At 62.3% G+C, this 23,585-nt stretch carries 22 protein-coding genes; 7 read left to right on the forward strand and 15 right to left on the reverse strand.

The genetic code is table 11. The features are described 5' to 3' along the window. Window positions 1-45 precede the first annotated feature (45 nt). From CON77_RS07025 to CON77_RS07055, 8 genes are all read right to left on the reverse strand, one after another. Window positions 46-888, reverse strand: coding sequence for a glycosyltransferase family 2 protein (locus CON77_RS07025; protein WP_101048459.1), 843 nt, complete (start codon window positions 886-888; stop codon window positions 46-48). Between the two features lie 5 nt (window positions 889-893). Next, complete coding sequence (locus CON77_RS07030) at window positions 894-1,787, reverse strand: glycosyltransferase family 2 protein (RefSeq protein WP_198552293.1); 894 nt, start codon at window positions 1,785-1,787, stop codon at window positions 894-896. Window positions 1,788-1,842: 55 nt separating this feature from the next. Continuing rightward, the gene (locus CON77_RS07035) at window positions 1,843-2,508 is read right to left on the reverse strand and encodes a class I SAM-dependent methyltransferase (protein ID WP_101048461.1); all 666 of its coding nucleotides are present in this window, start codon (window positions 2,506-2,508) and stop codon (window positions 1,843-1,845) included. Between the two features lie 56 nt (window positions 2,509-2,564). Further along, window positions 2,565-3,722: a glycosyltransferase family 4 protein gene (locus tag CON77_RS07040; protein WP_101048462.1), complete on the reverse strand. Its 1,158-nt coding sequence runs from the start codon at window positions 3,720-3,722 to the stop codon at window positions 2,565-2,567. Continuing rightward, entirely contained in the window at window positions 3,719-4,642 is a 924-nt protein-coding gene (locus tag CON77_RS07045; protein WP_198552294.1) for a glycosyltransferase family 2 protein, read from the reverse strand. Before CON77_RS07045 ends, CON77_RS07040 begins: the two co-directional genes overlap by 4 nt. After that, window positions 4,602-6,569 (reverse strand): tetratricopeptide repeat protein, encoded by a 1,968-nt coding sequence (locus tag CON77_RS07050; protein ID WP_101048463.1) that lies wholly within the window; start codon window positions 6,567-6,569, stop codon window positions 4,602-4,604. The genes CON77_RS07045 and CON77_RS07050 overlap by 41 nt, the downstream gene beginning before the upstream one ends. A gap of 58 nt (window positions 6,570-6,627) precedes the next feature. Then, window positions 6,628-8,544: a tetratricopeptide repeat protein gene (locus CON77_RS15130; RefSeq protein ID WP_157826870.1), complete on the reverse strand. Its 1,917-nt coding sequence runs from the start codon at window positions 8,542-8,544 to the stop codon at window positions 6,628-6,630. Window positions 8,545-8,635: 91 nt separating this feature from the next. Beyond that, window positions 8,636-9,109 (reverse strand): pilin, encoded by a 474-nt coding sequence (locus CON77_RS07055; protein WP_101048464.1) that lies wholly within the window; start codon window positions 9,107-9,109, stop codon window positions 8,636-8,638. Between the two features lie 521 nt (window positions 9,110-9,630). Between CON77_RS07055 and CON77_RS15785 the strand changes: the two genes are divergently transcribed. Then, the gene (locus tag CON77_RS15785) at window positions 9,631-9,810 is read left to right on the forward strand and encodes a hypothetical protein (RefSeq protein WP_369407346.1); all 180 of its coding nucleotides are present in this window, start codon (window positions 9,631-9,633) and stop codon (window positions 9,808-9,810) included. On the opposite strand, the gene CON77_RS07060 is transcribed toward CON77_RS15785, so the two are convergent. The 7 genes from CON77_RS07060 to ffh all read right to left on the reverse strand — a co-directional run bounded on the left by CON77_RS07060 (window position 9,744) and on the right by ffh (window position 15,568). After that, on the reverse strand, window positions 9,744-10,235 hold the full coding sequence (locus CON77_RS07060) for a GtrA family protein (protein ID WP_101048465.1): 492 nt from the start codon (window positions 10,233-10,235) through the stop codon (window positions 9,744-9,746). The two genes, CON77_RS15785 and CON77_RS07060, sit on opposite strands and share 67 nt — an antisense overlap. Next, entirely contained in the window at window positions 10,154-11,137 is a 984-nt protein-coding gene (locus CON77_RS07065; protein WP_101048466.1) for a glycosyltransferase family 2 protein, read from the reverse strand. The genes CON77_RS07060 and CON77_RS07065 overlap by 82 nt, the downstream gene beginning before the upstream one ends. Then, window positions 11,134-12,465 (reverse strand): ArnT family glycosyltransferase, encoded by a 1,332-nt coding sequence (locus tag CON77_RS07070; RefSeq protein ID WP_101048467.1) that lies wholly within the window; start codon window positions 12,463-12,465, stop codon window positions 11,134-11,136. Before CON77_RS07070 ends, CON77_RS07065 begins: the two co-directional genes overlap by 4 nt. Window positions 12,466-12,514: 49 nt before the next feature. Further along, window positions 12,515-13,528, reverse strand: coding sequence for a sensor histidine kinase (locus CON77_RS07075; RefSeq protein ID WP_101048468.1), 1,014 nt, complete (start codon window positions 13,526-13,528; stop codon window positions 12,515-12,517). A 12-nt stretch (window positions 13,529-13,540) separates the two neighbouring features. Then, complete coding sequence (locus CON77_RS07080; RefSeq protein WP_232788435.1) at window positions 13,541-13,819, reverse strand: type II toxin-antitoxin system RelE family toxin; 279 nt, start codon at window positions 13,817-13,819, stop codon at window positions 13,541-13,543. 31 nt (window positions 13,820-13,850) lie between these two features. Beyond that, on the reverse strand, window positions 13,851-14,102 hold the full coding sequence (locus CON77_RS07085) for a type II toxin-antitoxin system Phd/YefM family antitoxin (RefSeq protein WP_101048470.1): 252 nt from the start codon (window positions 14,100-14,102) through the stop codon (window positions 13,851-13,853). A 92-nt stretch (window positions 14,103-14,194) separates the two neighbouring features. Then, window positions 14,195-15,568 carry a signal recognition particle protein gene (ffh, locus tag CON77_RS07090; protein ID WP_101048471.1) on the reverse strand — a complete coding sequence of 458 codons (1,374 nt, stop codon included), beginning with the start codon at window positions 15,566-15,568 and terminating at the stop codon, window positions 14,195-14,197. 54 nt (window positions 15,569-15,622) lie between these two features. On the opposite strand from ffh, the gene CON77_RS07095 reads away from it, so the two are divergent. The 6 genes from CON77_RS07095 (at window position 15,623) to CON77_RS07120 (ending at window position 23,558) form a co-directional block, all read left to right on the forward strand. Further along, a complete protein-coding gene (locus tag CON77_RS07095) occupies window positions 15,623-16,417 on the forward strand; it encodes a cytochrome C assembly family protein (protein WP_101048472.1) in 795 nt (264 codons plus the stop codon). Beyond that, a complete protein-coding gene (locus CON77_RS07100; protein ID WP_101048473.1) occupies window positions 16,414-16,659 on the forward strand; it encodes a PP0621 family protein in 246 nt (81 codons plus the stop codon). Before CON77_RS07095 ends, CON77_RS07100 begins: the two co-directional genes overlap by 4 nt. Window positions 16,660-16,669: 10 nt before the next feature. Beyond that, complete coding sequence (locus tag CON77_RS07105; protein ID WP_101048474.1) at window positions 16,670-18,382, forward strand: sensor histidine kinase; 1,713 nt, start codon at window positions 16,670-16,672, stop codon at window positions 18,380-18,382. Further along, the gene (locus tag CON77_RS07110) at window positions 18,379-19,881 is read left to right on the forward strand and encodes a sigma-54-dependent transcriptional regulator (RefSeq protein ID WP_101048475.1); all 1,503 of its coding nucleotides are present in this window, start codon (window positions 18,379-18,381) and stop codon (window positions 19,879-19,881) included. Before CON77_RS07105 ends, CON77_RS07110 begins: the two co-directional genes overlap by 4 nt. Continuing rightward, the gene (gene ampD / locus CON77_RS07115) at window positions 19,871-20,449 is read left to right on the forward strand and encodes a 1,6-anhydro-N-acetylmuramyl-L-alanine amidase AmpD (protein WP_101048476.1); all 579 of its coding nucleotides are present in this window, start codon (window positions 19,871-19,873) and stop codon (window positions 20,447-20,449) included. Before CON77_RS07110 ends, ampD begins: the two co-directional genes overlap by 11 nt. A 196-nt stretch (window positions 20,450-20,645) precedes the next feature. Then, window positions 20,646-23,558 (forward strand): ribonucleoside-diphosphate reductase subunit alpha, encoded by a 2,913-nt coding sequence (locus CON77_RS07120; protein WP_101048477.1) that lies wholly within the window; start codon window positions 20,646-20,648, stop codon window positions 23,556-23,558. Window positions 23,559-23,585 lie beyond the last annotated feature (27 nt).

A 23,585-nucleotide genomic window follows, 5' to 3' on the forward strand; every position in this document is an offset into this window, starting at 1 on the left:
TTGCAAAAAACAAAGAGCCCCTTATCAAGCAGCATCCAAACTCAATCAACCACCAAATTTATCACCCGCAACAACCGAGAAATATGCAGATATAAATGAAAGACTACTATGGCGAATCGCCCTGGTTACTGATCGCAAAAGCAGTGCAGTCAATTTCAAAAAATAGACCATCTCTGCTATAAATCCAGATTCAAACATCTTCTTATGAAGTAAAAGATGAGAGCCAATGATTTTTTTTTCATAAAAATCGGATCCTGGCACGCTACTTGCCCCAACTTCATGAAGAACTCTAGCTGAATCAACAAAAGCAATTTTCCCTATTCCAAGCCTTAGTCCAAACTCAACATCCTCACCATACATAAAAAAATCTTCATCAAACCATTTTGAAGAAAGACGCTCTGTCGCAAGGAGTTGACAGCAGCCGCTAGGATATCCAAAACTACCCAACCATTTCTTCCTCAAATACAATCCAAAATACTTTTGATAATAAACTTCCCCCAAAACAGCACCATTATGATCGATAGATGGACAAGAGACAATAATCGATCGATCCTCCTCCAGAGGCCTCAACATTTTGGCAATCGCCCCCTTAACGACAACTGCATCATTATTTATCAATAAAATCCAAGAGCCTGGATGATTCTGCTGAATCCACTCTCTACCCCGGTTAACACCAGCCGAAAACCCCAAATTTCTCTCACTTATCACAACACTGACCTTCTCATTTAAAGAGAAAATTTCTTTAACTTCTCCAGCAGAGACACCTTGATCCTCAGAGTTATCAAAAATCAACACATGGTCAACACCATCATCCAATAAACTCTCAACGCATTTTTCTGTTCTCAATGCATCTCTATAATTCAGCGTGAGCCCCACAACACTTTTCATATAATTTACCGATATTTTTTAACATTAGATGCACTCACAACCCCTCTCCACATGTGAGTCAACTGGACCATGCGCTGCGAGTCAAAAATGCCATGTACAACAATGGTGATTCCCAGTTTGATTACCGCCCAAAACCTCCAAACACCTGGCACGCAATCATTCCTCACCAGCCAGATTGCATTTCTAAAAAGATAATAGTGCCTAATTGGTGATCGATATGGCCACACGCGCCACCCAAAGAGCCAATACTTCAGCGTTTTCTGCCCCATTCGGTGCTTGAAGATAGCCTTGGGTATCCCCCAAAGGCTGTACCCATGGTGCAGCACACGAAAGGCCCATTCGGTGTCCACATGGTCAATGAAGAAGGCTTCATCAAGTCCTCCCAGTTCATCAAACAAGTGAACCGGCACCAAGCTACCGCTTCCATTCACATTGGTGCAGGGCACGGCTTGGAGGCTTCCTGCCTCCGGGTAAATGCGCCGCCAACGCCACCGTGTGGCTTGGTGAAACCCATGTTGCAAGCCGGTTTCTACATCCAGCAACATGGGCCCCACGGTGCCCGGGTTCAATCCGCCCCGTTGCAGACCGTCCATCGCGTCCCACAAGGCTTGGACACTGCCCGGTTGTGGCTCGCTGTCTTGGTCCAGCAGCAAGCAGTACTCCACAGTCGGCCATTGCGCACGGCCTTGCTTGATACCTTGGTTCAAGGCTGCCGCCAAGCCCAAATTCTGTGTATTCGCCACCACCTGCAAGCGGGGCACTGTTTTTTGCAGCGCCAGCAGGGCCTGCACAGTGGCCTCGCCAGAGGCGTTGTCGATCACCACTTTTGGGCATTCTGGTGGCAACAACTGCATTTGCCGCCGCAGAACGTCCAGGTCTGGGTGGTAGGTAACCGTCACAACTAGCACCTTGTCCAGCCCACTGGCCCTTTGGGTGATCGCGGCTGCCGACATTTCAGGCCCGTTTCAATCGGTAAATCAATGTGGGAATCATGGGACGCAACGGGGTCAGGCAGCTATCAGGCACGACCTTCAAGCATTTCGCCATCCTGCTGCCTGGCCGCTCTATGTCCAGGGTTGCACGCCAAGCGGGGACACACACATTTTCGAATGCCAGACCGGCCTCTGCCAGCAAGGTTTCTATCTCGCCCAGCGTCAAGGGCTCGCAGTCGTAATGTCTGCCCCGGCGTGCAGCTTGCAGGTAAGGTGTGCGCCAGCCGCGCGGCAGCCAGCTCAAAAAGGGCAGCCGGTAATGGGGCTCCACCAGCATCCAGCGGTTGGGCACAGCCAAATACCCCACACCATCCGGTTTCAATACTCGGCGCACTTCTTGTAGGTGGGCCAATTGGGCGGCCTCGTCACCCACGTGCTCAATCACATGGTTGGTCACGACCACATCAAAAGCTCTATCTTCAAAGGGCAAGGCGGCACCTGCCACCTGCACATAGCGGTACCCATCGTGCACCAAGCGTTGGTCCACCACATCCACAGCCGTCACGTCATAACGGTGGGTGGCTTGCACACCAAAATAATGCGCAATGCCGCCAGACCCAGTACCGATTTCCAGCAACCGGTAAGGTTCAAGCCGTGGCGGCAGCGCCAGCAATTGCTCAATCTTCATGCCCTTGAGGCATCTGGACGGCAAGTCCAGCACCGCATGCGGCTGTCTACTTTTGCTCAAAGCGCTGTCTCGCTCAAACTGGTTATGGTTCGCTGCAATTCTTGGGTGATGCCCAGACCAAAGTTCTGCCATTCAAACTGGCTGGCAAAGGCTTGGCATTGCGCAATGGTGGGTTCACCGCAAGCCAGTGCATGAACCACCGCATCGGCAAGCCCGGCGTAGTTGCCTACAGGCACCAGCCAACCCGAACGGTCGGGGCACACCGCATCACTCACGCCCCCTGCGGCAAATGCCACGGTGCGCAAGCCGTGTGCAGCCGCCTCGATGGCCACCATGCCAAAGCCCTCTGGATCACCCGCCATTTCGCGTATGGGGAACACATGCAGGTTGGCCGCTCCATAAGCAAGGGCCAATTCGGCATCATCCAAAATGCCCAAAAAATGCACATGCGCACCAACGCCGGCAGATTCAGCCGCTTCGGCAATCGCTTGAGGCGATTGCGCCTGGGCATGAAGTGCATGCTTGGGTGCATCACCCACCACAACCAGCACCACATGGGGCACTGCGCGCGCAATGGCTGGCAAGGCATGGGTCACAAACTCCAGCAGGCCTTTGCGCGCACTCAAGCGCCCCACCGACAACAACATGGGTTTGCAACCCAAACCATGTTTGTGACGGAAGGCAGCCACAGAGGTCTCTGCAGGCAAAGTGGCCGGCATGGCCACGCCCGGGTGCACCACCCCCACCCGCGCAGGTGCCACACCCGCGGCCTCGCACAAAGCAGCGGTAGCACGGCTGTTGGCCACCAAGCGGTCCATGCGGCGCAGCATGGGCACCCAAACACGCTGGTACACCTGATTGGGCACCACCACGTCCAGTCCATGCACATATGCCACTGCACGGGCGCCGCAGGCCCTGGCGGCCAACCAAGCTGCAGGGGCGGTGAGTCCACTGCCTGCCAGCACCACGTCAGGGCGCCAAATGCGCGCCTCCGCCAGGGCCACACAGGCACTGCGCCACACAAAACGCCGCAAGGGGTTCAACGGCACTTCACGCACCCGTACGTCATTTGTGGTGTGCTTACCAGCCCCCTCAGGAGCGATCAACCGCACCTCGTGCCTGCGGGCCAATTCATCCACCATGTGGCGGTTGAGCCGCTCCATCCCGCCCAACAAGGGGGGGTAGTTGCGGGTCACCACCAGCACACGGCTCATGCATCCACCCCATCTTGGGAATGACTGTCTTTGTACATCAAGGCGGTGATCTGCTCCGAAATCAAGCCCATCAAAAACACCAGCAGCGCCCCGCTGAACAGCATGGCACTCATGTTGGTGAAGCGGCCCGTGGTGCCCAAGGTATAGCCGTACCAGGCGGCCCCCGCCATAAACTGCAATAGGGCCACAGGCCCGAACAGTTTGAGCGGAGAATACAAGGTGCCGATCTTGAAAATGATGAGCAGAAAGCGCACACCGTCTTTCACCAACCTGATGTGGCTTTTGCCCACCCGCTGGGCGGCGTCAATCGGGATGTAACCGACCGCATACCCGGCCCGGAAAAACGCCATGGTGCTGGTGGTGGGGTAAGAAAAGCCGTTGGGCAGCAGGTACAAAAATTCCTTGAACTTGTGGGCGCGCACCGCCCGGAAGCCCGAGGTCAGGTCTTGAATGCGGTGGCCCGCCATGTACGTGGCCAGCCGGTTGTAAAAACGGTTGGCCAAGCCGCGCCCCACGCTGGCCTGGGAGCCTTTGCCGCGTGCCCCCACCACCATGTCGAAGCCTTGGCACAGCGTGTCCAGCAAGCGGGCCACGTCGGCCGGGTGGTGCTGGCCATCGGCGTCCATGAACACCAGCACCTCACCCTGGGCGTGGCGCGCACCGGTTTTGATGGCAGCACCATTGCCCATGCTGTAGCGGTGGCTCACCACCCGGGCACCGGCCTGGGTGGCCACGGCGGCGGTGTCGTCGGTGGAGCCGTCGTTCACCACCAGCACTTCGGCCCCGGGGTGGCGCTGCACCAGTTCGGCCACCACCCGGCCAATCGCGCCCGCCTCGTTTTTGGCGGGCAACACAATGCTCAGTGTGGGCAGACCGGCCTCAGCGGACAGGGGGCTCTGGTGAGTGGGGTTGGGCGTCAAGAGGTAGGTCCTTCAGTTCGTCCAGCAGGGCCTGGCGCAGGCGCTGCATTTCGCGCTCATGGTAGCCCACCTTCGCCATGTACCAGCGGTGTACGGCCGGCATGTTGCGCGGCAGGCCTGGCGCGGCGGCGGTGGTGGGTTGCAGCGTGTCCAACAGGGCCAAGGCTTGGCGGTATTGCCCATGGGTGGCCAACTGGGCCACGCCCAGTAGGTTCACGTCGGGTTCCGGCGTGAGTTGCCGCACCTGCCCAAAGGCCTGCGCCGCTTCGACATAGCGTTTTTGCTGCAAGTGCAATTGGGCCTCGCGTTGCCACAACAGCACTTGCACCGGCTGTGCATCGCGGGCCAGGCGGGAAGTACGCACCTCGTGCACCAGCACCAACACCTGTGCAGGGGTATAGCCACGGCAGGTGCCGTCGGTCAAATACGCAAACAGTTGGTTGAGCTGGGCTGTGGCTATTTGGGGTTGGTGTGCCACCGCATTCAAGGTGGCCAGCAAACGCCCCACCCCGGCTTGCGGAGGCTGACCTTGCTGGCAATCCAAACCCACAGAAGCCAGCACCCACGGCAGGCCGTTCGGGTCCAGCTCCAGCGCCAGGCGGTTGAGTCGCGCCGCTTCCTCCAAGTGGCCGGTGCGCTGCCAGAAGTTGGACAGGTGGTGCAAGGCCCGGGGCGAACGCGGTTGCTCCTGCACCCAGCGCAAGGCCTGCACAAAAGGCTGCCCCCACACGTTGGCACGCTGCGCCGTCACGGCGGCCAAGCCAGTCAACAACAGCACAGCCAATACACGCCGGTCGGCCCACCACGGCCGGCCAGGTGCCGGGGCCTTGGGCCACAAGGCGCAAGCCACCGGCAGGCCTAACAAGGCAGCGGGCAGGTAGTTGCGGTGCTCAAAGTACAACTCCAACTGGAGAAAGGTGGACTCCAGCAGATGCCCGGCCAGAAAGAACAGCACTGCCGCGGCGGCCAGGGGCCAGCGCGTGCGCCAACGCAGCGCCAGTCCCGCCACCACGGCCCAGGCAACCCAGGCGAATGCCGTGGTCCACGGACTGAACCAACCTGTGGACACGACCACCGCGTCGTTGTACAGGCTGCCACCGCCCGGTTTGGGCAAGGCCAACGCGGCCAGATAGTCCCACAGCACGCGGCCTTGGGTCAGCAGGCGTTCGTAGGGCGTGAAGGCACGTGCACCGGCTTCGCCCCCCCACAAACTGGGCACCAAAGCCAACCAATACCCCAGCACCAACGCGGCCGGCAAGCCCACGCAAACGGCCCGCCAGGTGCGAAAGGCCGCTGTGGGCGGATGGGGCTGGCGCCGGTCGTGCGCGGCCAGCACCGTGATTTCCAGCACCAGCACCAGCACCGGCAACAGGGCGCCGTTTTCTTTGCTCAGCACCGCCAACAAGCCACAGCCGCCCACCGCCAAAGCCATGTGCAAGTACAAGGGCCAGCCAGCGCGTGGTGCATGGCTGGTACGGGCCCACACATACCACCACAAACCCAGCAGACTGAACAGCGCCGACAACTGGGCCATGCGCTGCACCACGTACAGCGTGGTGGACACCCACATGGGGTGCAGCAACCACAGGCCCGTGGCCAACACGGCCACCGCCGCACTGCGGTGGGCTGGTGTGCCCACAGCCAGCAACAACTGGCGCAGCAGGCCCCACAGCAGCAAGCTATTCAGCAAATGAATGAGCAGGTTGGTGCGTTTGAAAGGCCAGGGTTCGGCCGGCCAGGTGCGCGCATCGAGCAAAAAGCTCAGGTGCGACAGCGGGCGCCCTGTGGGCCCAGAAAACCCCGAGCTGAGGTACAGCCACAGCTTTTCTGCGGTGTCGATGACACCGTACTGCCCCAGCAGGGCTAGGTTGCTCCAGTCGTCAAAAATGAATTCACCCGACAGGCCCGGCCAGTACAGGAGGGACACCAGTACCGCAACCCCAAGCCACACCAATATCCAACAAACTGGTTTTACCTTTGAAAAATCAACGAGGCATGGATTTTTTTTCATTCAACCGCCCTGACAATTGATCGAGCTTTTGTTGCAAAGCCTGAATTGCGCCATCTCTATGACCCCAACGATCAAGCTCTTGAACTCTTTCAATCCCTTCTTGCGCCTCACGAAAGTGCCCCAAAATCAATTGAACAGAAATCAAGTTCATCCACATCTGAACGTCACGGGGGGATTGAACAACCGCTTGCGATAAAACCAAACCAGCCTCATCGACATCCTTGATCAAATTCAACAAACTGTTTGCATACATTGCCGATATGTCCGAGCGCCACGAATGAACCCGATAGGCCTCCCTCAGGAGATTCACCAACCTCTCCGAATCCAATTGAATTTCACCGCTTATCTGAGCTTCCAAAAGTCCATACAAAGCATTAACATCTTGGTTTGAGAGCGGATGGGACACAATATAATTCTCCGCCCTACCCCACCAAACATCGGCATCCAACAAAACTTTTTTACCATTTAGAAAAAGCAAAGCCTGATACGGCAAAAATGTAGTATTAGGCAAATCCGCAGCACGCCTAAAAGCAGACACCGACTCGTGAAACCCAGGTGTGCCAGGATCAGGATTAAGCCGATTCAAGACGACTCCCAGTTCATAAACTGCACGCGGGGAATTACTCTGCCGCTGACTTTCGAAATATGCATGCTTGACCGGGTGAGACCACTCGTTAGAGCGCATATACGTCACACCAACATACCAAGTAAGCAATGCAAATATAAAAAAATATATCACCAACCTCCAACGACCGAAATGCGCATGAAAAAGCAATAAGCCAAATACAACCCACATAACCCCGACAGAACCCATGTAATTTCTATGCTCATACACCAACTCAAGCGGAACTACAGTCGAAACAAGCAAATGCATTACGAAAAACCATAAAATCCCAAAAGCAAGCCACGGCTTATCTTTACGGAGTAAAATGGAAACACAGATCAACAAAAAAATTCCAATTACACCAAAAATGCTTGCTGGCGGACTCAGTGGGCCCGTGGAAACCTCATAAGCATCATGATATAGAGAAAGCACATCCATGGATGGCGCCAATATCCATGCCAAATAGCCCCATACCACACGAGCCTCTGTCCACAACCGCTCACTCAACGTGAATGGCCTGCTCTCATACGCTGCGCCAGATATCAAGCCAGGCAATATCCACGCAAGACCCAGGACCCCTGGCAAAAACAAAACAATCCCATACAGAAAATAAATATTTCTTTTCGCTTTGGCATCAGAATATTTAAAAAACACCATCCACTCTATCAATAAAGCATAGACTGGCAGCATGACCCCATTTTCCTTGCTAAACACGGCAAGCAGGCCAAAGCCAAACATGCCAAAGCAAACCCACCGCCACCCCGCACTTGCCGTACAAGCATCGGAATTTATCAACCCTCGGCCATGTACATATGCCCACAAACCAGCAAGCATGAACAATGTAGAGAGGTTTTCCATACGTTGGACAACATACAAAACCCCAGTTAAATTGATTGGCAAAACACCCCAGGCCGTAGCCACCAAGATCGCGAACAAACAAGGGGAGACAGAGGAAGGCAATAAAGGATATCTATCCCAAAATGATCGACCAATCGCATAACTCAAGCCAAAGACCAACCAAACATTAATCAAATGCAAAACAAGATTGACAACCTTCATGGTATAAGGCTGCAATCCAAAAAAATAAACTTCCAAGGCAAAGCTTAGAACAGAAATAGGCCTAGCAAGCGGCCCAGCCCCCCCCGAAAAAGCCGCAGACCACCATGGAATCTCATTTTTCGATATGGCGATAAATTTCGGATTTTCAACGATGTTAACAAAATCATCAAAGACAAAACCACCAGCGAGTCCCGGCCAATATAAAACCGCGATCAGCGCCGTGATCAAACACGAAATAATTGGCAGTCGCATGCTTGAAGTAATTTAAATTCCAAAAAATAAGCCCCGCAATGCGGGGCTTATTAGAAAATTACTTGAATTAATTTGTACGACAAGCAGTTGGCAACCACTTGTTGGGAATACCATTAGTAGCATCTGATTTGCAACGCCACGCCAAAGCACCATCTCCCGCTGTGACAACAGAAGACAACACCAAGGACGGATCTGTCAAGTCTTTCAGTTTTGCATGAGCCGCGGTTGTAGCGAAACCGGCACGAATGAGACCAGTACCATCAATAGACACACTGGAAACATAGTTGCCCTTAATACTGACAGGACTAGACAAGCCTGCGGAAGCGTTGGTCGAAGGGAATCGGCCATTATTGTCATAAAATTCTGCGACAGCAGTTTTGGCACCCGCCGCCAAGGTCAAGCCTTCCGACACTTGGGTGCGGATGGTGTAGTCCTGGTACGCGGGCAGCGCAATGGCAGCCAGAATGCCGATGATGGCCACCACGATCATCAGTTCGATGAGCGTGAAGCCGCGCTGAATGGAGCGCTGGATGGATTTCATGAAAAACCTCCTGTGATGGATGGGATGGACGTCACTTGCCACGCACGAAGCATGCCATCGCAGTGTAGTGCCGCCAAACGGTAACTATGCAGCTTAGAGCGGCAGTTTTGCCAAAAAACCACGCACTCGGTCGCACGCCGACCAAATTGACACAGAATATAGGTGTGACAAATGCAGATGACACACCAACAGCAAGGGGGGACACCTCCCCCTGTATCAGCCTCTACGCCGCAGAAACCCTGACCGGGCGCAGCCGCCGCACTTTGTGGCGCAAAGTGGCCGACGGCACCCTGCCGCGCGGGCCAGACGACGCCCAAGGTCGGGCCACGGTGCCGTGGCTCGCTCTATCCCCTTGGCTGAAATTGCCCCCTGGCGAACCCACACAAGCCCTGGTGCTGACCGCCGATGCAGGAGTTGCGTCCGCCCAAGCCGAACTGGGCGAGGCTTTGCTGCAAGCGGGCGCCGCAGGTGGTGCGGTGTATTGGTTTCAACTGGCCGCCAGACAGGGCGCTGGGGACGCCATGCACTGGCTGGCCATGTGCCACTTGCGTGGCGAAGGTTGTGAAGCCAGTTTGCCCCAAGGCATGGTTTGGCTGGCCAAAGCTGCCGGTGCGGGGCACAGGATTGCCCAGTCTCAGTTGGAGGGTTGGCGCGAAACGGGCGGGCTCGCCGCGTACACCCAATATCGGGACAACACATAGCTGTTCAAGGCCACGGGCACGGCACCCAGCACCCGGGCCAACAGCACGCCTGCACCCAACACATCCACCAGCCACCAAGCCACGACCAGTGTGATCATGTAATTCAGCACCACCAACACGGCAAAACGGGGGATTTGGCGCGCTGGTTCCAGACTCGCCCGAAAACTGACCGATCCATGCCACACGTACCCGGATACCAAACCCGAGGCATAACCCAGACTGACCGCCCAAGGCCAAGGCAGCCCCCCCCAGACAGCCAGCCAGGTGATGGAAAAATCCACGGCGGTCACGGCAAGGCCTACCACCAGAAAGCGCGAAGCTTCGCGCCAACGTGCCGGCCAGGTCACCGAAAGTCCCGCAAGGGCCGAGCGCGTGGCCGCTTGGGCACATTGGCAATGTCGTACCCAAAAAACGCCAGCAAGCACTGCAGCCCCATGAGCACGGGCAGCGCGGCCAGCATCACAGTACCGGCCGGTGTGGCTTGCCCACTCAGCACGCCCTGGTACCAATGCCAGGCACCGAACACGCTGCCAAAACCCAGCAAAGCCACGCCCAGCAGCAGTTCCAGCGAAGCCAGCGACACATCGCGCAGGAAGTAGTTGTAAAAAATGCGCTTGCCAAAATTGCGCAGGTGTTTGAACAAAAATTCGCCCACCACCCGCCCCACACGCAAATGACTGACTTCGTCGGCATAGTGGGCGGCCATGGGCACATCCACCACCACCGCCCGCACCAGACTCAACCTAAAGAGCATGTCGGATTCAAAAAAATACCGTTGGCTGATTTTGTCAAAAGGCAGTTTGGCCAGCACCTCGGCCCGTACCGCAGTGAGGCCGTTGGTGGGATCGAACACGTTCCAATAACCGGTGGACAATTTATTGAAGAACGACAGCACGGCATTGCCAAAAATGCGCAAGCGCGGCATGCCCTGGAGCCCATCCAAATCGAAAAAACGGTTGCCTTTGGTGTAATCGGCCTCGCCGTCCAGCAAGGGAACAATCAGTTCGGGGATGAGCGCCGGGTCGTGCTGCCCGTCCCCATCGATTTTGACGACGATGTCGGCCCCATCGGCCAAGGCCTGGCTGTACCCCCGCATGACGGCCCCGCCAACACCGCTGTTGGCGGATTGAAACAACACATGAACACGGGGGTCGGTGCAATGCTGCTGCACCCACTGTCCGCTGCCATCGGGGCAGGCATCGTCTACCACGTAGATGGCGTGGCAGCCCTGGCCGATGGCGGCCAGCACCTCACCGATGTGCCGCGTGACGCGGTAACACGGGATGACGACTGCCACCCGAGGCCAGGACTGGACCGACGGCTTCATGCAGACACCTTGCGGCTTTGCCACCACTTCACCGTCTGCTGACCGGCCACCCACAACACCCAGACGGCCAGGCCATACACAAAGGGGCGCAGGGGAATGCCGTAACGTGGAAAGGGAGCCCCCACGGCGTGGATGAGGAAAAAGTACCCGAACAAGGCCACCAGCCAGGCCAGCATGAGGCGCTGGGTGCTGGAAAGACCCAGTGCGCCAGCCTTCCACAGCAGGGAAACGCCCCCCACCACGGCCAAGACACTGAGCGGCGCATGGATGTGCTGCATGCCCCAGCGCGAGATGGCGAAGTAGAAGTTGTCGAAGTACGGCGACTCCAGCACGGGGTAGATGAACACATCGCCCATGCCATCGATCATGTTCCACGACAACAGCGAGATGGGCTTGCCGGCCAGATACCAATAAAGGTAGGTGACAGGGTCTTGCACCACACGGCGCCACACCTCCTGCAGCACGGCGGCCATGTCGTACCCGCCCTGCTGGGCAAAAGGATCGTACCAATAGGGGGCGCCGTGAGAAGCCTCCAGGCCATTGAACATGAAGTCGGGATACGCACCGTGCAACACGGTGTTGACCATGAGGGTGGGGTCGGACACGGCCCCCACCACCGCCCAGTTGCGCAGTTTCCAGCCCAGCACCACCACCAAACCGGCCAAAGCCGCCGGCAACAACAGGGTGAGCCACTGGCGCCGGGTGGCAAATGGCAACACCGCCCCGACCATCAGCAAAGGAGCGTACTCGGTGGTGGCCCGTGTGAGGGCCGTCAGTCCCAGCAACACGCCTCCCACACAAGCCCAGCCCGCACTGGAGCGCCGCACCGCCTGGACCAGACCGCCCAAAGCCGCCACCAGCAGGAACGTGAACAGCGTTTCGGTGAGAAAGTACGTACTCATCACAATGAGGTGCGGAGACAAGGCTGTGAGCAAGGCCGCCCCCACGCCGACCAGGGGATGGGCGAGGCCGGCAAACAACCAGAACGTGAGCAGCACCGTGAACACGCCCAGCACGGCCTGCAGGGTGTTGAAGCGCAGCAGCATGCGTTCACTGGCGTAGCGGTCTACCACCGACGAGGCCATCCAGGGCATGAGGGGTTGGACAAAAGCATCGGGGGCTGGTGCCTGTTTGGCTGGCGGGGCACTGGAGAACACGCCCCAACGCTGGAGGTTGAGCGCACTGTTGTAATAAACCTTGGCATCGGCCCGAATGGGCGTGTCTACCACGGTGGTGCTGATGGCTTGAAGGCGCAACGCAGCGGCCAGCACAAGCACCGCCAGCAACAGCAAGGCGACCAATGAACGGGAGAGCTGGGACTGGGGCATGGGGCAGCGCAGCAAGAGATGAATGAACAATCCTAGCAGCAGCGCAGCATCAACTCGTCAGGCGCAAAGGTAAGCGCACCAACACCTCGTATTCCCCACCCTCCTGCCGCAGCCGCAGGCTGGCTTCGGCGTCAAAGTGCAGAGCCAGCCGTTCGCGGATGTTGTCCAGCGCCAGGTGGTTGCCGCTGTGCGGCGCCTGCGCGGGAACCTCGGGCGGCGGCAGGGTGTTGCGCACGTACAGCAGCAAGGTGCTGTCGTCGGCCACGGCCTGCAGGGTCACGTCGGCGCCCCGGGGGTTGGGTTCGGCCCCGTGGCGCACGGCGTTTTCCAGCAGGGGTTGCAGCAGCAGGGGCGGCACCAGGGCCTGGGCGGGGGCGTGGTCGCACAGCCAGTGCAGGCGCAGGCGTTCGCCCAGGCGTTGTTGTTCGATGTTGGCGTACGCTCGGGCCAGTGCCAGCTCCTGCTGCAGGGGCACCAGGGTGCGGGCGTCGGCCAGCAGGGCGCGGTACAGGTCGGCCAGGTCGTGCAGCATGGCTTCGGCCTGGGCGGGTTGGCTGCGCAGCAGGGCCAGCACGCTGTTGAGGCTGTTGTACAAAAAATGTGGCCGTATGCGGGCCTGCAAGGCCGTCATGCGCGCCTGGGCCAGCGCGGGCGACAGGCGGTGGTGCCGCCAGTTGAAGTAGCACAGCACCACCCCGGCCACCAGGGCGGCCACGCTGGCGCTGTGGCCCACGGTGTCGGGCAGGGTCAACCCCATGCCGTGCACCAGGGCGCTGTGCCAGGCGGTGGCCACCAGCCCGGCCAGGGCCAGCACGGCGGCCACGGCGTGGCGGTAGGCGGCGCGCTCCAGCCAGGGGGCCAGGGCGTAGAGCAGCAACACGGTACTCAGCGTCACGGGTTCGTACAGGGGGGCGGCGTCCAGCAGGCTTTGCCACCACACCTGCCAGCCGGGTGCCTGCACCCAGCCGTAGGCCAGGCGCAGCAACTGCGTCAGCACCAACGCACGCAACACCACCCCGAGGTTGCGAAAGTTGGGCAGGCGGCTGGGGGCGGTTTGGGCCATGGGTGCTGTGGCTCAATGGCCTGGTTTCAGGCGCGCAACGGCCGAGCGATAGGCTTGCAAGTCTTCACGTTTGCCAACGGACAAAACCAATACAAGCAACACTCCATCGTCTACTTGATAGACCAGCCGGTAGCCCTGCTTGAGTAGCTTGATCTTGTAGCAGTCTCGCAAGTCACCGTGCAATTCGGCCCCTGGCGTACGGGGTTGCTGCAGGCGCTTTTTCAAAGCCTTGCGCAAAAGCTCTTTGACACTGCCATCCAAACGCTGCCATTCTGCCAAGGCTTCTGGCACAAACCGCAGGCGGTAAGCGGCAGGCAGCGTTTCAGACGGTATCAATGTCCACCTCAATGGCCAAGGCCTTGGTGGTCAAACGCTGGCGGGCCAGGGCCACCAGATCGCGGTCGGCCAGATCGTCCAGAATGGCCTCGAACAACTCCGGCGCCACCATGTAAAACGCGGGCCGGTTGTGGTTGAGCACCGCCACCGGCTTGTCACCGGCCTCGCGCAGCACCTGGGCAGGGTTTTTTTTGAACTCGGACATGCTGACCGAGTAGTCGGCAAGAATGGCTTGCATAAAAGCTCCAAATTAAGTCTTAATTTGGAGCCATTCTAAATACAAGTTCAATGCCCGTCCAACAGCGCGTCAGGCATGAGAGCTGCCAAGGCTCACATGCCCGGCAACTTGGGCATGCCCATGCCCTTCATGGCGCCCATGCGTTTCATCATCTTCATCAGGCCGCCGCCTTTCATCTTTTTCATCATGGCCTGCATCTGCTCAAACTCCTTGAGCAGGCGGTTCACCTCCTGCACGTGCACACCGGCACCGGCGGCGATGCGGCGCTTGCGCGTGGCCTTGATGAGATCGGGCTTGCGCCGCTCCTGTGGCGTCATGCTGCAGATGATGCCTTCCTTGCGCTTGATGTCTTTTTCGGCGCGGCTCAGGTCGGCGTCGGTGGCCTTGGCGGCCATTTGGGTGGGCAGCTTGTCCATCAGGCTGCTCAGGCCGCCCATCTTCTTCATCTGGCGCAGTTGGTCCAGAAAGTCTTCCAGGTCGAAGCCTTCGCCGCTCTTGACCTTGGCGGCCAGCTTTTGCGCCTGGGCCAGGTCCACCCCGGCGGTCACCTGCTCCACCAGGGCGACGATGTCGCCCATGCCCAGAATGCGCCCGGCGTGGCGTTCGGCGTCGAACACCTCCAGCCCGTCGATCTTCTCGCTCACCCCGGCGAACTTGATGGGCGCGCCCGTGACCGCTCGCACCGACAGCGCCGCGCCGCCGCGCGAGTCGCCGTCCATCTTGGTCAGCACAATGCCGGTCAGCGGCAGTGCCTCCTTGAAGGCCTTGGCGGTGTTGACCGCGTCCTGGCCCTGCATGGCGTCCACCACAAACAGCGTTTCCACCGGGTTCAGGGCGGCGTGCAGCTGCTGGATTTCGGCCATCAAGGCCTCGTCGATGGCCAGGCGGCCGGCGGTGTCCACCAGCAGCACGTCGAAGTAGTGCTTGCGCGCGTAGTCCAGCGCGGCATGGGCAATGTCCAGCGGCTTCTGCTCGGGCGTGCTGGGGAACCACTCGGCCCCGGCCTGCTTGGTCACGGTCTTCAACTGCTCGATGGCCGCCGGGCGGTACACGTCACCCGAGACGGTCAGTACCTTCTTCTTGCGCTTTTCAATAAGCAGCTTGGCCAGCTTGGCGGTGGTGGTGGTTTTGCCGGCGCCCTGCAGGCCGGCCATCAGAATGACGGCCGGTGGCTGCGCCGCCAGGTTGATGTCGCTCACCCCCTGGCCCATGGTGGCGGCCAGCTCGCGGTTGATGATGCCCACCAGCGCCTGCCCCGGCGTGAGCGAGCCCACCACCTCGGCGCCCAGGGCCTTTTCCTTGACCCGGGCGATGAAGTCGCGCACCACCGGCAGGGCCACGTCGGCCTCCAGCAGGGCCATGCGCACCTCGCGCAGCATGTCGGTGACGTTGCTGTCGGTGATGCGGGCCTGGCCACGCACTTCTTTGACGAGGCGGGAAAGTTTTTCGGTAAGGGCTGAGGCCATGCAAAGTGTTCCGGGTGGGCGGCGAGCGGCGCGGCTGGCCGTTAAACTGTGGGGATGATTCTAGCTGCGAGCCCCTGGTGGACGACCGTGCCCTCGGTGGGCGCCGCGCTGGGCTACGCCCTGCTGGCCGCCGGCTCGGGGCAGTTGGGGCGCCACGCCATCAGCGCGCTGATGGGCGCGGTGTGGGTGCTGCACGGGCTGGCCCTGGCCTTGGTGCTGGGCATGGAGCCGGTGCGCTTTGGTTTTGCCACCACCTTGTCGGTCACGGCGTGGCTGGTGTTCAGCGTCTACGCGCTGGAAACGCGGCTGTACCCGCAATTGCGCGCCCGCTGGACGCTGGCGGGCCTGGGCACCCCCGCGGTGCTGCTGGCCCTGGTGTTCCCCGGCGCGGCCTACCCGGTGCTGCAGTCCACCTGGCTGCCCTTGCACTGGGCCCTGGGCATTGCGTCTTACGGGCTGCTGGGCGTGGCCGTGGCCCACGCCTGGATGATGCAGCGCACCGAACAACTGATCCGCCGCGGCCAGGCGGGCGAGGCCATGCTGCCCCTGCTGGCCCTGGAACGGCTGACCTTCCGCTTTGTGGCAGCGGCTTTCGTGTTGCTCACCCTGACGCTGCTGGCCGGCTGGTACTTTGGCACCGTGCTGCCGGCCCACGGCTGGAGCTGGACCCACAAGACCGTGTTCACCGTGCTGTCGTGGGCGGTGCTGGGGGTGCTGTTGTGGGGCCGCTGGCGCTGGGGCTGGCGCGGCCGGCTGGCGGTGCGCATGCTCTACGCCGCCGCCGGGCTGTTGTTGCTGGGCTACGTGGGCTCGCGCTTCGTGCTCGAAGTGGTGCTGCAGCGCGCATGAAATACCTCCTCGTTCTCGCGGTGCTGCTGGTGGCGGTGCAAGTGTGGCGCCACAAACGCGGTGCCGAGGTGCGCGCCCAGGACCGCCCCGCCCCGCCGCCCCCCAGCACCCGCACGCCGGTGCCACCCAATGCCATGGTGACCTGCCGGCACTGCGGCCTGCACCTGCCCCACAGCGAGGCCGTGCGCGGCGCCCTGGGCCCTTACTGCGGCGAGGAACACCGGCGCCTGGCCGAAGGCTGAGGCGCTGCCCGTGACCGCCCCACCGCCCGACACGGCCCACGGCTTTGCGCCGTCGTGGTTCGTGCCAGCGCCCAGCGCCACCCCGGCCCCGACACCGGGCCACGCCCCGGAACGGCTGTGGCACTACTTCATGGCAGCCCGCCTGTTTGTGGGCCTGGCCCTGGTGGCGCTGCAAAGCCTGGCGTTGGCGCAAGGCACTGGGCGCCTGTGGCTGCTGGGCCTGTGTGGCCTGTACCTGCTCGCCACCGCCGCCGCCTTGCGCTGGGCGCAACCGGCGCCTTCGGACACGGCCTGGTCCACCCGCTGGCTGCTAACCCTGTGGGTGGACATCGGCCTGTACGCCCTGCTGCAACTGGGCCACGGCCAGGCGGCCATCAACTACACCCCCCTGTTCGTGATGCCGGTGCTGCTGGCCGCCACCCTGGGGCCACTGCCGCTGGCCCTGGGCAGCGCGTCGGCGGCCACCCTGGTGTTGTTGTTCGAGGCCTGGGGCAGCGCCCGCGGGGTGGACCAATGGGCCGCCCAGTACGTGCAAGGCGCCATCACCGGGGCCGGGCTGTTCCTGGTGGCCTTGCTGGCGCACGAGCTGGCCCTGCGCCTGAGCCGCGAACAGGCACAAGCCCGCCTGAGCCGCCTGCTGGTGGACACCCAGACGCAGGTGAACGGCCTGATCGCCACCGGCCTGAACGAAGGGGTGCTGGTGGTGCACTCCAACGGCCAGGTGTGGCACGCCAACCCGGCCGCCTGCCTGGTGCTGGGGCTGCCCGCGCAGGCGGCCCTGACGCCGATGCAGGCGACCCATACCCCGGCCTGGCCCCTGCTGGCCGCATGGACCCAGGCCTGCCTGCGGCTTGGCCAGGACGAGGACCGGACCTTCACCCTGCCCACCGCCCAGGGCGACAGTCGGCGCGTGGTGGCCCGCGCCCGCCTGACCCACCCGCCCGGCGGCGACCCGGCACAGGCCGCCTGCGTGGTGTTTCTGGAAGACCAGCACGACGTGGAAACCCGGGTGCGCAACGAAAAACTCGCGGCCATGGGCCGGGTGTCGGCCGCGGTGGCCCACGAAATCCGCAACCCCCTGGCGGCCATTGCCCAGGCCAACGCCCTGCTGGACGAAGACATCCAGCACCCCGGGCAGAAACGGCTGACGACCATGATCGGCCACAACGTGCAGCGCCTGAACCGCACGGTGGACGACATCCTGGAAGTGGTGCGCCAGCCCTCGCGACTCGACACACCCGACAACGCCACCCGCTGCCCCTGGGACGACACCGTGGCCCAGATTTTGGGCGACTGGCAGCTGCAACGCCCGCAAGGCGCACGGCTGGACTGGCAAGCGAACGCGGCCGGCTGGGCCGTGGCATTCGAGCCCGACCACCTGCGCCGTGTGCTGGTGAACCTGCTGGACAACGCCGACCGCCATGCCAGCGGGGCGGCACGGGCCATCCGCGTGCACACCCAAGCCAACACCAACAACCCTCGCGGGGTGGCCCTCACCGTCTGGAGCGACGGCCCTGCCCTGGACGAACGGGTGCAGGCCCACCTGTTCGAGCCCTTTGTGTCGTCGCAAAGCCGCTCCAGCGGGCTGGGCCTGTACATTTCCAAGGAACTGTGCGAACGCCACGGCGCCACCTTGGGCTACCAACGCAGCCGACACGGCCCCGACACCGGCAACGCCTTCACCCTGCACTGCCCGGCCCAGCCCACCTCCGCCGCCCCATGAACCCCATGCCAGCCTCCCCGCGCCTGCTGGTGGTCGACGACGAACCCGACCTGCGCACCCTGTACGAACTCACCCTGCTGCGCCTGGGCTACCAGGTGGAGGCGGCCGCCAACCTGGCCGAGGCCCGCGACTGGCTCGCCCAGCAGACCTTCGACATCGTCATCACCGACATGCGCCTGCCCGACGGTCTGGGCCTGGAACTGGTGAAAGAACTGGCCCAGGCACAACGCCCGGAAAAATGCATGGTGGTGACCGCCTACGGCTCCCCCGAAAAAGCGGTGGAGGCCCTGAAAGCCGGGGCGTTCGACTACCTGACCAAACCGGTGGACCTGCAGCAATTCCGAACCGCCGTGGCCACGGCGCTGCACGACGTCAGCCGCTCCAGCCCCAGCAGCGCCCCGCCCCGAGCCCCCACCGGCCATCCGACGCCGACGGCCCCGGCGCCGGGCGCCGCCGCGTCCCTGGCCTGCATCGTCGGCCCCTCCGCCGTCATGGTGGCCGTGCGCCAGCGCTTGGAGAAAGTCGCCCGCAGCATGGCACCGGTGCTGGTGCTGGGTGAATCGGGCACCGGCAAGGAACTGGTGGCCCAGGCCCTGCACGCCTGCAGCCACCGGGCCGACGGGCCGTTCGTCGCGGTCAACTGCGGCGCCATCCCGGAAAACCTGATTGAAGCCGAGTTCTTTGGGGTGCGCAAAGGGGCCTACACCGGCGCCACCCACGACCGCCCCGGCTACTTCCAGGCGGCCCGCGGCGGCACCTTGTTTCTGGACGAGATCGGCGACCTGCCCGTGCCCATGCAAGCCAAGCTGCTGCGCGCCATCCAGGAGCGCAAGGTGCGCCCGCTCGGCTCCACCCAGGAAGAACCGGTCGACGTGCGCTTCGTCAGCGCCACCCACCGCGACCTGGCCCAGGCCGTGCGCACCCAGCAGTTCCGGCAAGACCTGTTCTACCGCCTCAACGTGATCGAACTGCGCATCCCGCCGCTGCGCGAACGCCGCGAAGACCTGCCCGAACTGGCCCAGACCCTGTTGCTGCGGCTGTGCCGCGAAACCGGCCAGGCCTTGCCCCGGCTCGACGCCAGCACCCTGGCCTGGCTGCAACAACAGCCCCTGCCGGGCAACGTGCGCGAACTGGAAAACCTGTTGCACCGGGGCCTGGCCCTGTGCAACGGCGACACGCTCACCCCCGACGACATGGCCGAGGAACCCCATTCCGGCCTCGGCGGCTTGTCGGCGGCCTCAGCGCCCAGCCCGGCGCCAGCCCCCACCCTGCCCGTGGCGGAACCGCCACCCCCCGCGCCCCCCCCAACGCCCACCGCCACCCTGGTGGACTACCTGGACCGCCGCGAACGCGAGGTGCTGCTCCACGCCCTGGAGCAACACGGCGGGGAGGCCGAAGCCGCGGCCACGGCACTCCAGCTCAACCCGCGCCAGCTCCGCTTCCGCCTGCAGCGCCTGGGGCTGGAACACCACCTGCGGACCCCCGACCGTGACGGCTGAGCCCACATCGCCCCCCCAGCGCCCGCCGGGCAGCCGTTGGTGCGCCAGCCCCAACTTCGGCCCCCGGCCGGCCGGCGCCGAGGTCAGCCTGATCGTGGTGCACTCCATCAGCCTGCCGCCCGGCGAATACGGCGGGCCGGCGGTGGAACAGCTGTTCACCAACACCCTGGACTGGGACGCCCACCCCTACTTCCAGACCATCCGCGGGCTGGAGGTGTCGGCGCACTTCTTCGTGCGCCGCACGGGCGAGGTGGTGCAGTTTGTGGACGGCCACCAGCGCGCCTGGCACGCCGGGCGCTCCAGCTGGTGCGGACGCGACAACTGCAACGACTACGCCATCGGCATCGAACTCGAAGGGCTGGAAGGCGACACCTTCGAGCCCGCGCAGTACCAAGCCCTGGCCACGCTGTGCCACCACCTGGCCCGGCAATACCCGATCGAACAGGTGGTGGGGCACGAACACATCGCCCCCGGCCGCAAGCAGGACCCCGGCCCCGGCTTCGACTGGGCACGGCTGCAGCGGCTCACCCACTGGCCTGCCGAGCGCTTCCCGCCAGCGGTGCGCTGACCCCCAGCAGACACGGCCAGCGGCACCGGGGTTTACCCGACCTCATCCCAGGCAGGTGGCGCGTCTGTCGAATTTTTTTGGGGCTCGGCGCCCCCGGGGGAGATTTGCGCAGCTACACTACCGCTAGTGCTTTTTACACAAAAGCAACGCTACCTATAGTGTTTGGCACAGCCCCACCAACAAGCTGAGAGGACCCATGCAACCCACCACCACCGCCCCCACGCCCGCCGCCACGCTGCACAGCGCCGCCACCGCCGAAGCCGCCCGTGCGCCCCACGGCGCCGCGCTGCAGCACTACCAAATCATCCGCCGCAACGGTGCCGTGGTGCCGTTCGAACCGAACAAGATCGCCGTGGCGCTGATGAAGGCATTTCTGGCCGTGCACGGCGCGCAGGGCGCGGCATCGGCCAGCGTGCGCCAGGACGTGGAAGTGCTGACCCAGGCCGTGGTGCGCGCCCTGATGCGTTCGCGCCCGGGCGGCGGCACCTTCCACATCGAAGACGTGCAGGACCAGGTGGAACTGGGCCTGATGCGCGGTGGCCACCACGAAGTGGCCCGCGCCTACGTGCTCTACCGCGAGCGCCGCGCCCAGGAACGCGCCGCACAGAAAGCCGAAGCCCCGGCCGTGGCCCACCCCGAACTGCACGTCACCGACAACGGCCAACGCATCGCCCTGGACGTGCCGCGCCTGCACGCCCTCATCGCCTCGGCCTGCGCCCACCTGGGAGCCGACGTGAAGGCCGAGCCCATCGTCGCCGAAACCATGCGCAACCTGTACGACGGCGTGCCCATGACCGAGGTGTACAAGGCCGCCATCCTGGCCGCCCGCACCAAGATCGAGACCGACCCCGACTACACCTACGCCACCGCCCGCCTGCTGCTGCACACCATCCTCAAGGAAGTGCTGGGCGAGGAAGTGTCCCAGGCCGACATGGCCACGCGCTACGCCGACTACTTCCCCACCTTCATCCAGAAGGGCGTGGACAACGAGCTGCTCAACCCCGAACTGCTGAACTTCGACCTGGCCCGCCTGGGCGCGGCCCTCAAGGCCGAGCGCGACCTGCAGTTCGACTACCTGGGCCTGCAGACCCTGTACGACCGCTACTTCCTGCACGTGCGCAAGACCCGCATCGAGCTGCCGCAGGCCTTCTTCATGCGCGTGGCCATGGGCCTGGCACTCAACGAGATCGACCGCGAAACCCGCGCCATCGAGTTCTACGAGGTGCTGTCCTCGTTCGACTTCATGTCGTCCACCCCCACGCTGTTCAACAGCGGCACGCTGCGTTCGCAGCTCTCCAGCTGCTACCTGACCACCGTGCCCGACGACCTGGACGGCATCTACGAGTCCATCAAGGAAAACGCGCTGCTGAGCAAGTTTGCCGGTGGCCTGGGCAACGACTGGACCCGCGTGCGCGCCCTGGGCAGCCACATCAAAGGCACCAACGGCGAATCGCAAGGCGTGGTGCCCTTCCTGAAGGTGGTGAACGACACCGCGGTGGCAGTGAACCAGGGCGGCAAGCGCAAGGGCGCGGTCTGTGCCTACCTGGAAACCTGGCACCTGGACATCGAAGAATTCCTGGAGCTGCGCAAGAACACCGGCGACGACCGCCGCCGCACCCACGACATGAACACCGCGAACTGGATCCCCGACCTGTTCATGAAGCGGGTGATGGAAAAAGGCCCGTGGACGCTGTTCAGCCCGTCCGACGTGCCCGACCTGCACGACAAGTTCGGCACCGCCTTTGAGGAAGCCTACACCGCCTACGAGGCCCAGGCCGCGCGCGGCGAGATCAAGCCCACCAAGACGCTGCCCGCCACCGACCTGTGGCGCAAGATGCTGTCGATGCTGTTCGAGACCGGCCACCCCTGGATCACCTTCAAGGACCCGTGCAACCTGCGCAGCCCGCAGCAGCACGTGGGCGTGGTGCACTCGTCCAACCTGTGCACCGAAATCACGCTCAACACCAACGACGCCGAAACCGCCGTCTGCAACCTGGGCTCGGTCAACCTGGCCCAGCACCTGAGCGCCGACGGCCAGATCGACCACGACAAACTCAAGCGCACCGTGTCCACCGCCATGCGCATGCTGGACAACGTGATCGACATCAACTACTACGCCGTGAAAAAGGCGCGCGACTCCAACCTGCGCCACCGCCCGGTGGGTTTGGGCATCATGGGCTTCCAGGACGCGCTCTACCTCAAGCGCACGCCCTACGCCAGCATGGCCGCGGTGCAGTTCGCCGACCAGTCCATGGAAGCCGTGTGCTACTACGCCTACTGGGCCAGCACCGAACTGTCGGCCGAGCGCGGCCGCTACGCCACCTACAAGGGCTCGCTGTGGGACCGCGGCATCCTGCCGCAGGACTCGCTCGACATCCTGGCCCAGCACCGCGGCGGCTACGTCGAGGTCGACCGCAGCACCACCCTCGACTGGGACGCCCTGCGCGCCAAAATCGCCCGCGACGGCATGCGCAACTCCAACTGCGTGGCCATCGCCCCCACCGCCACCATCAGCAACATCATCGGCGTGGACGCGTCGATCGAACCCTGCTTCGGCAACCTGTCGGTCAAGTCCAACCTGTCGGGTGAATTCACCGTCATCAACAGCTACCTGGTCAAGGACCTGAAACGCCTGGGCCTGTGGGACGAGGTGATGATGATGGACCTGAAGCACTTCGACGGTTCGCTGTGGCCGATCGACCGCGTGCCGCAGGACATGAAAGAGCTGTACTGCACCGCCTTCGAGGTGGAACCGCAGTGGCTGGTGGAAGCCGCCGCACGCCGCCAGAAGTGGATCGACCAGGCCCAGAGCCTGAACATCTACATGGCTGGTGCCTCGGGCAAGAAGCTGGACGACACCTACAAGCTGGCCTGGACGCGCGGCCTGAAGACCACCTACTACCTGCGCACCACCAGCGCCACGCACGCCGAAAAATCGACCGGTCGCATTGGCCAGTTGAACGCCGTGCCCAGCGCCGGTCATACCGGTACCGGTAGCCCCTCCGCCGCAGCCCCGGTGGCGACCAGCGCCGCCCCGGAAGCCGAAGTGCCGGCCACCGACATCAAGTTCTGCGCCATCGACGATCCGGGCTGCGAAGCCTGCCAGTGAGGCGCGGCCGGGCCGCAACAGCCGCGT

The sequence above is a fragment of the Macromonas nakdongensis genome (assembly GCF_002837145.1).
Classification (GTDB): Bacteria; Pseudomonadota; Gammaproteobacteria; order Burkholderiales; family Burkholderiaceae_C; genus Macromonas_B; species Macromonas_B nakdongensis.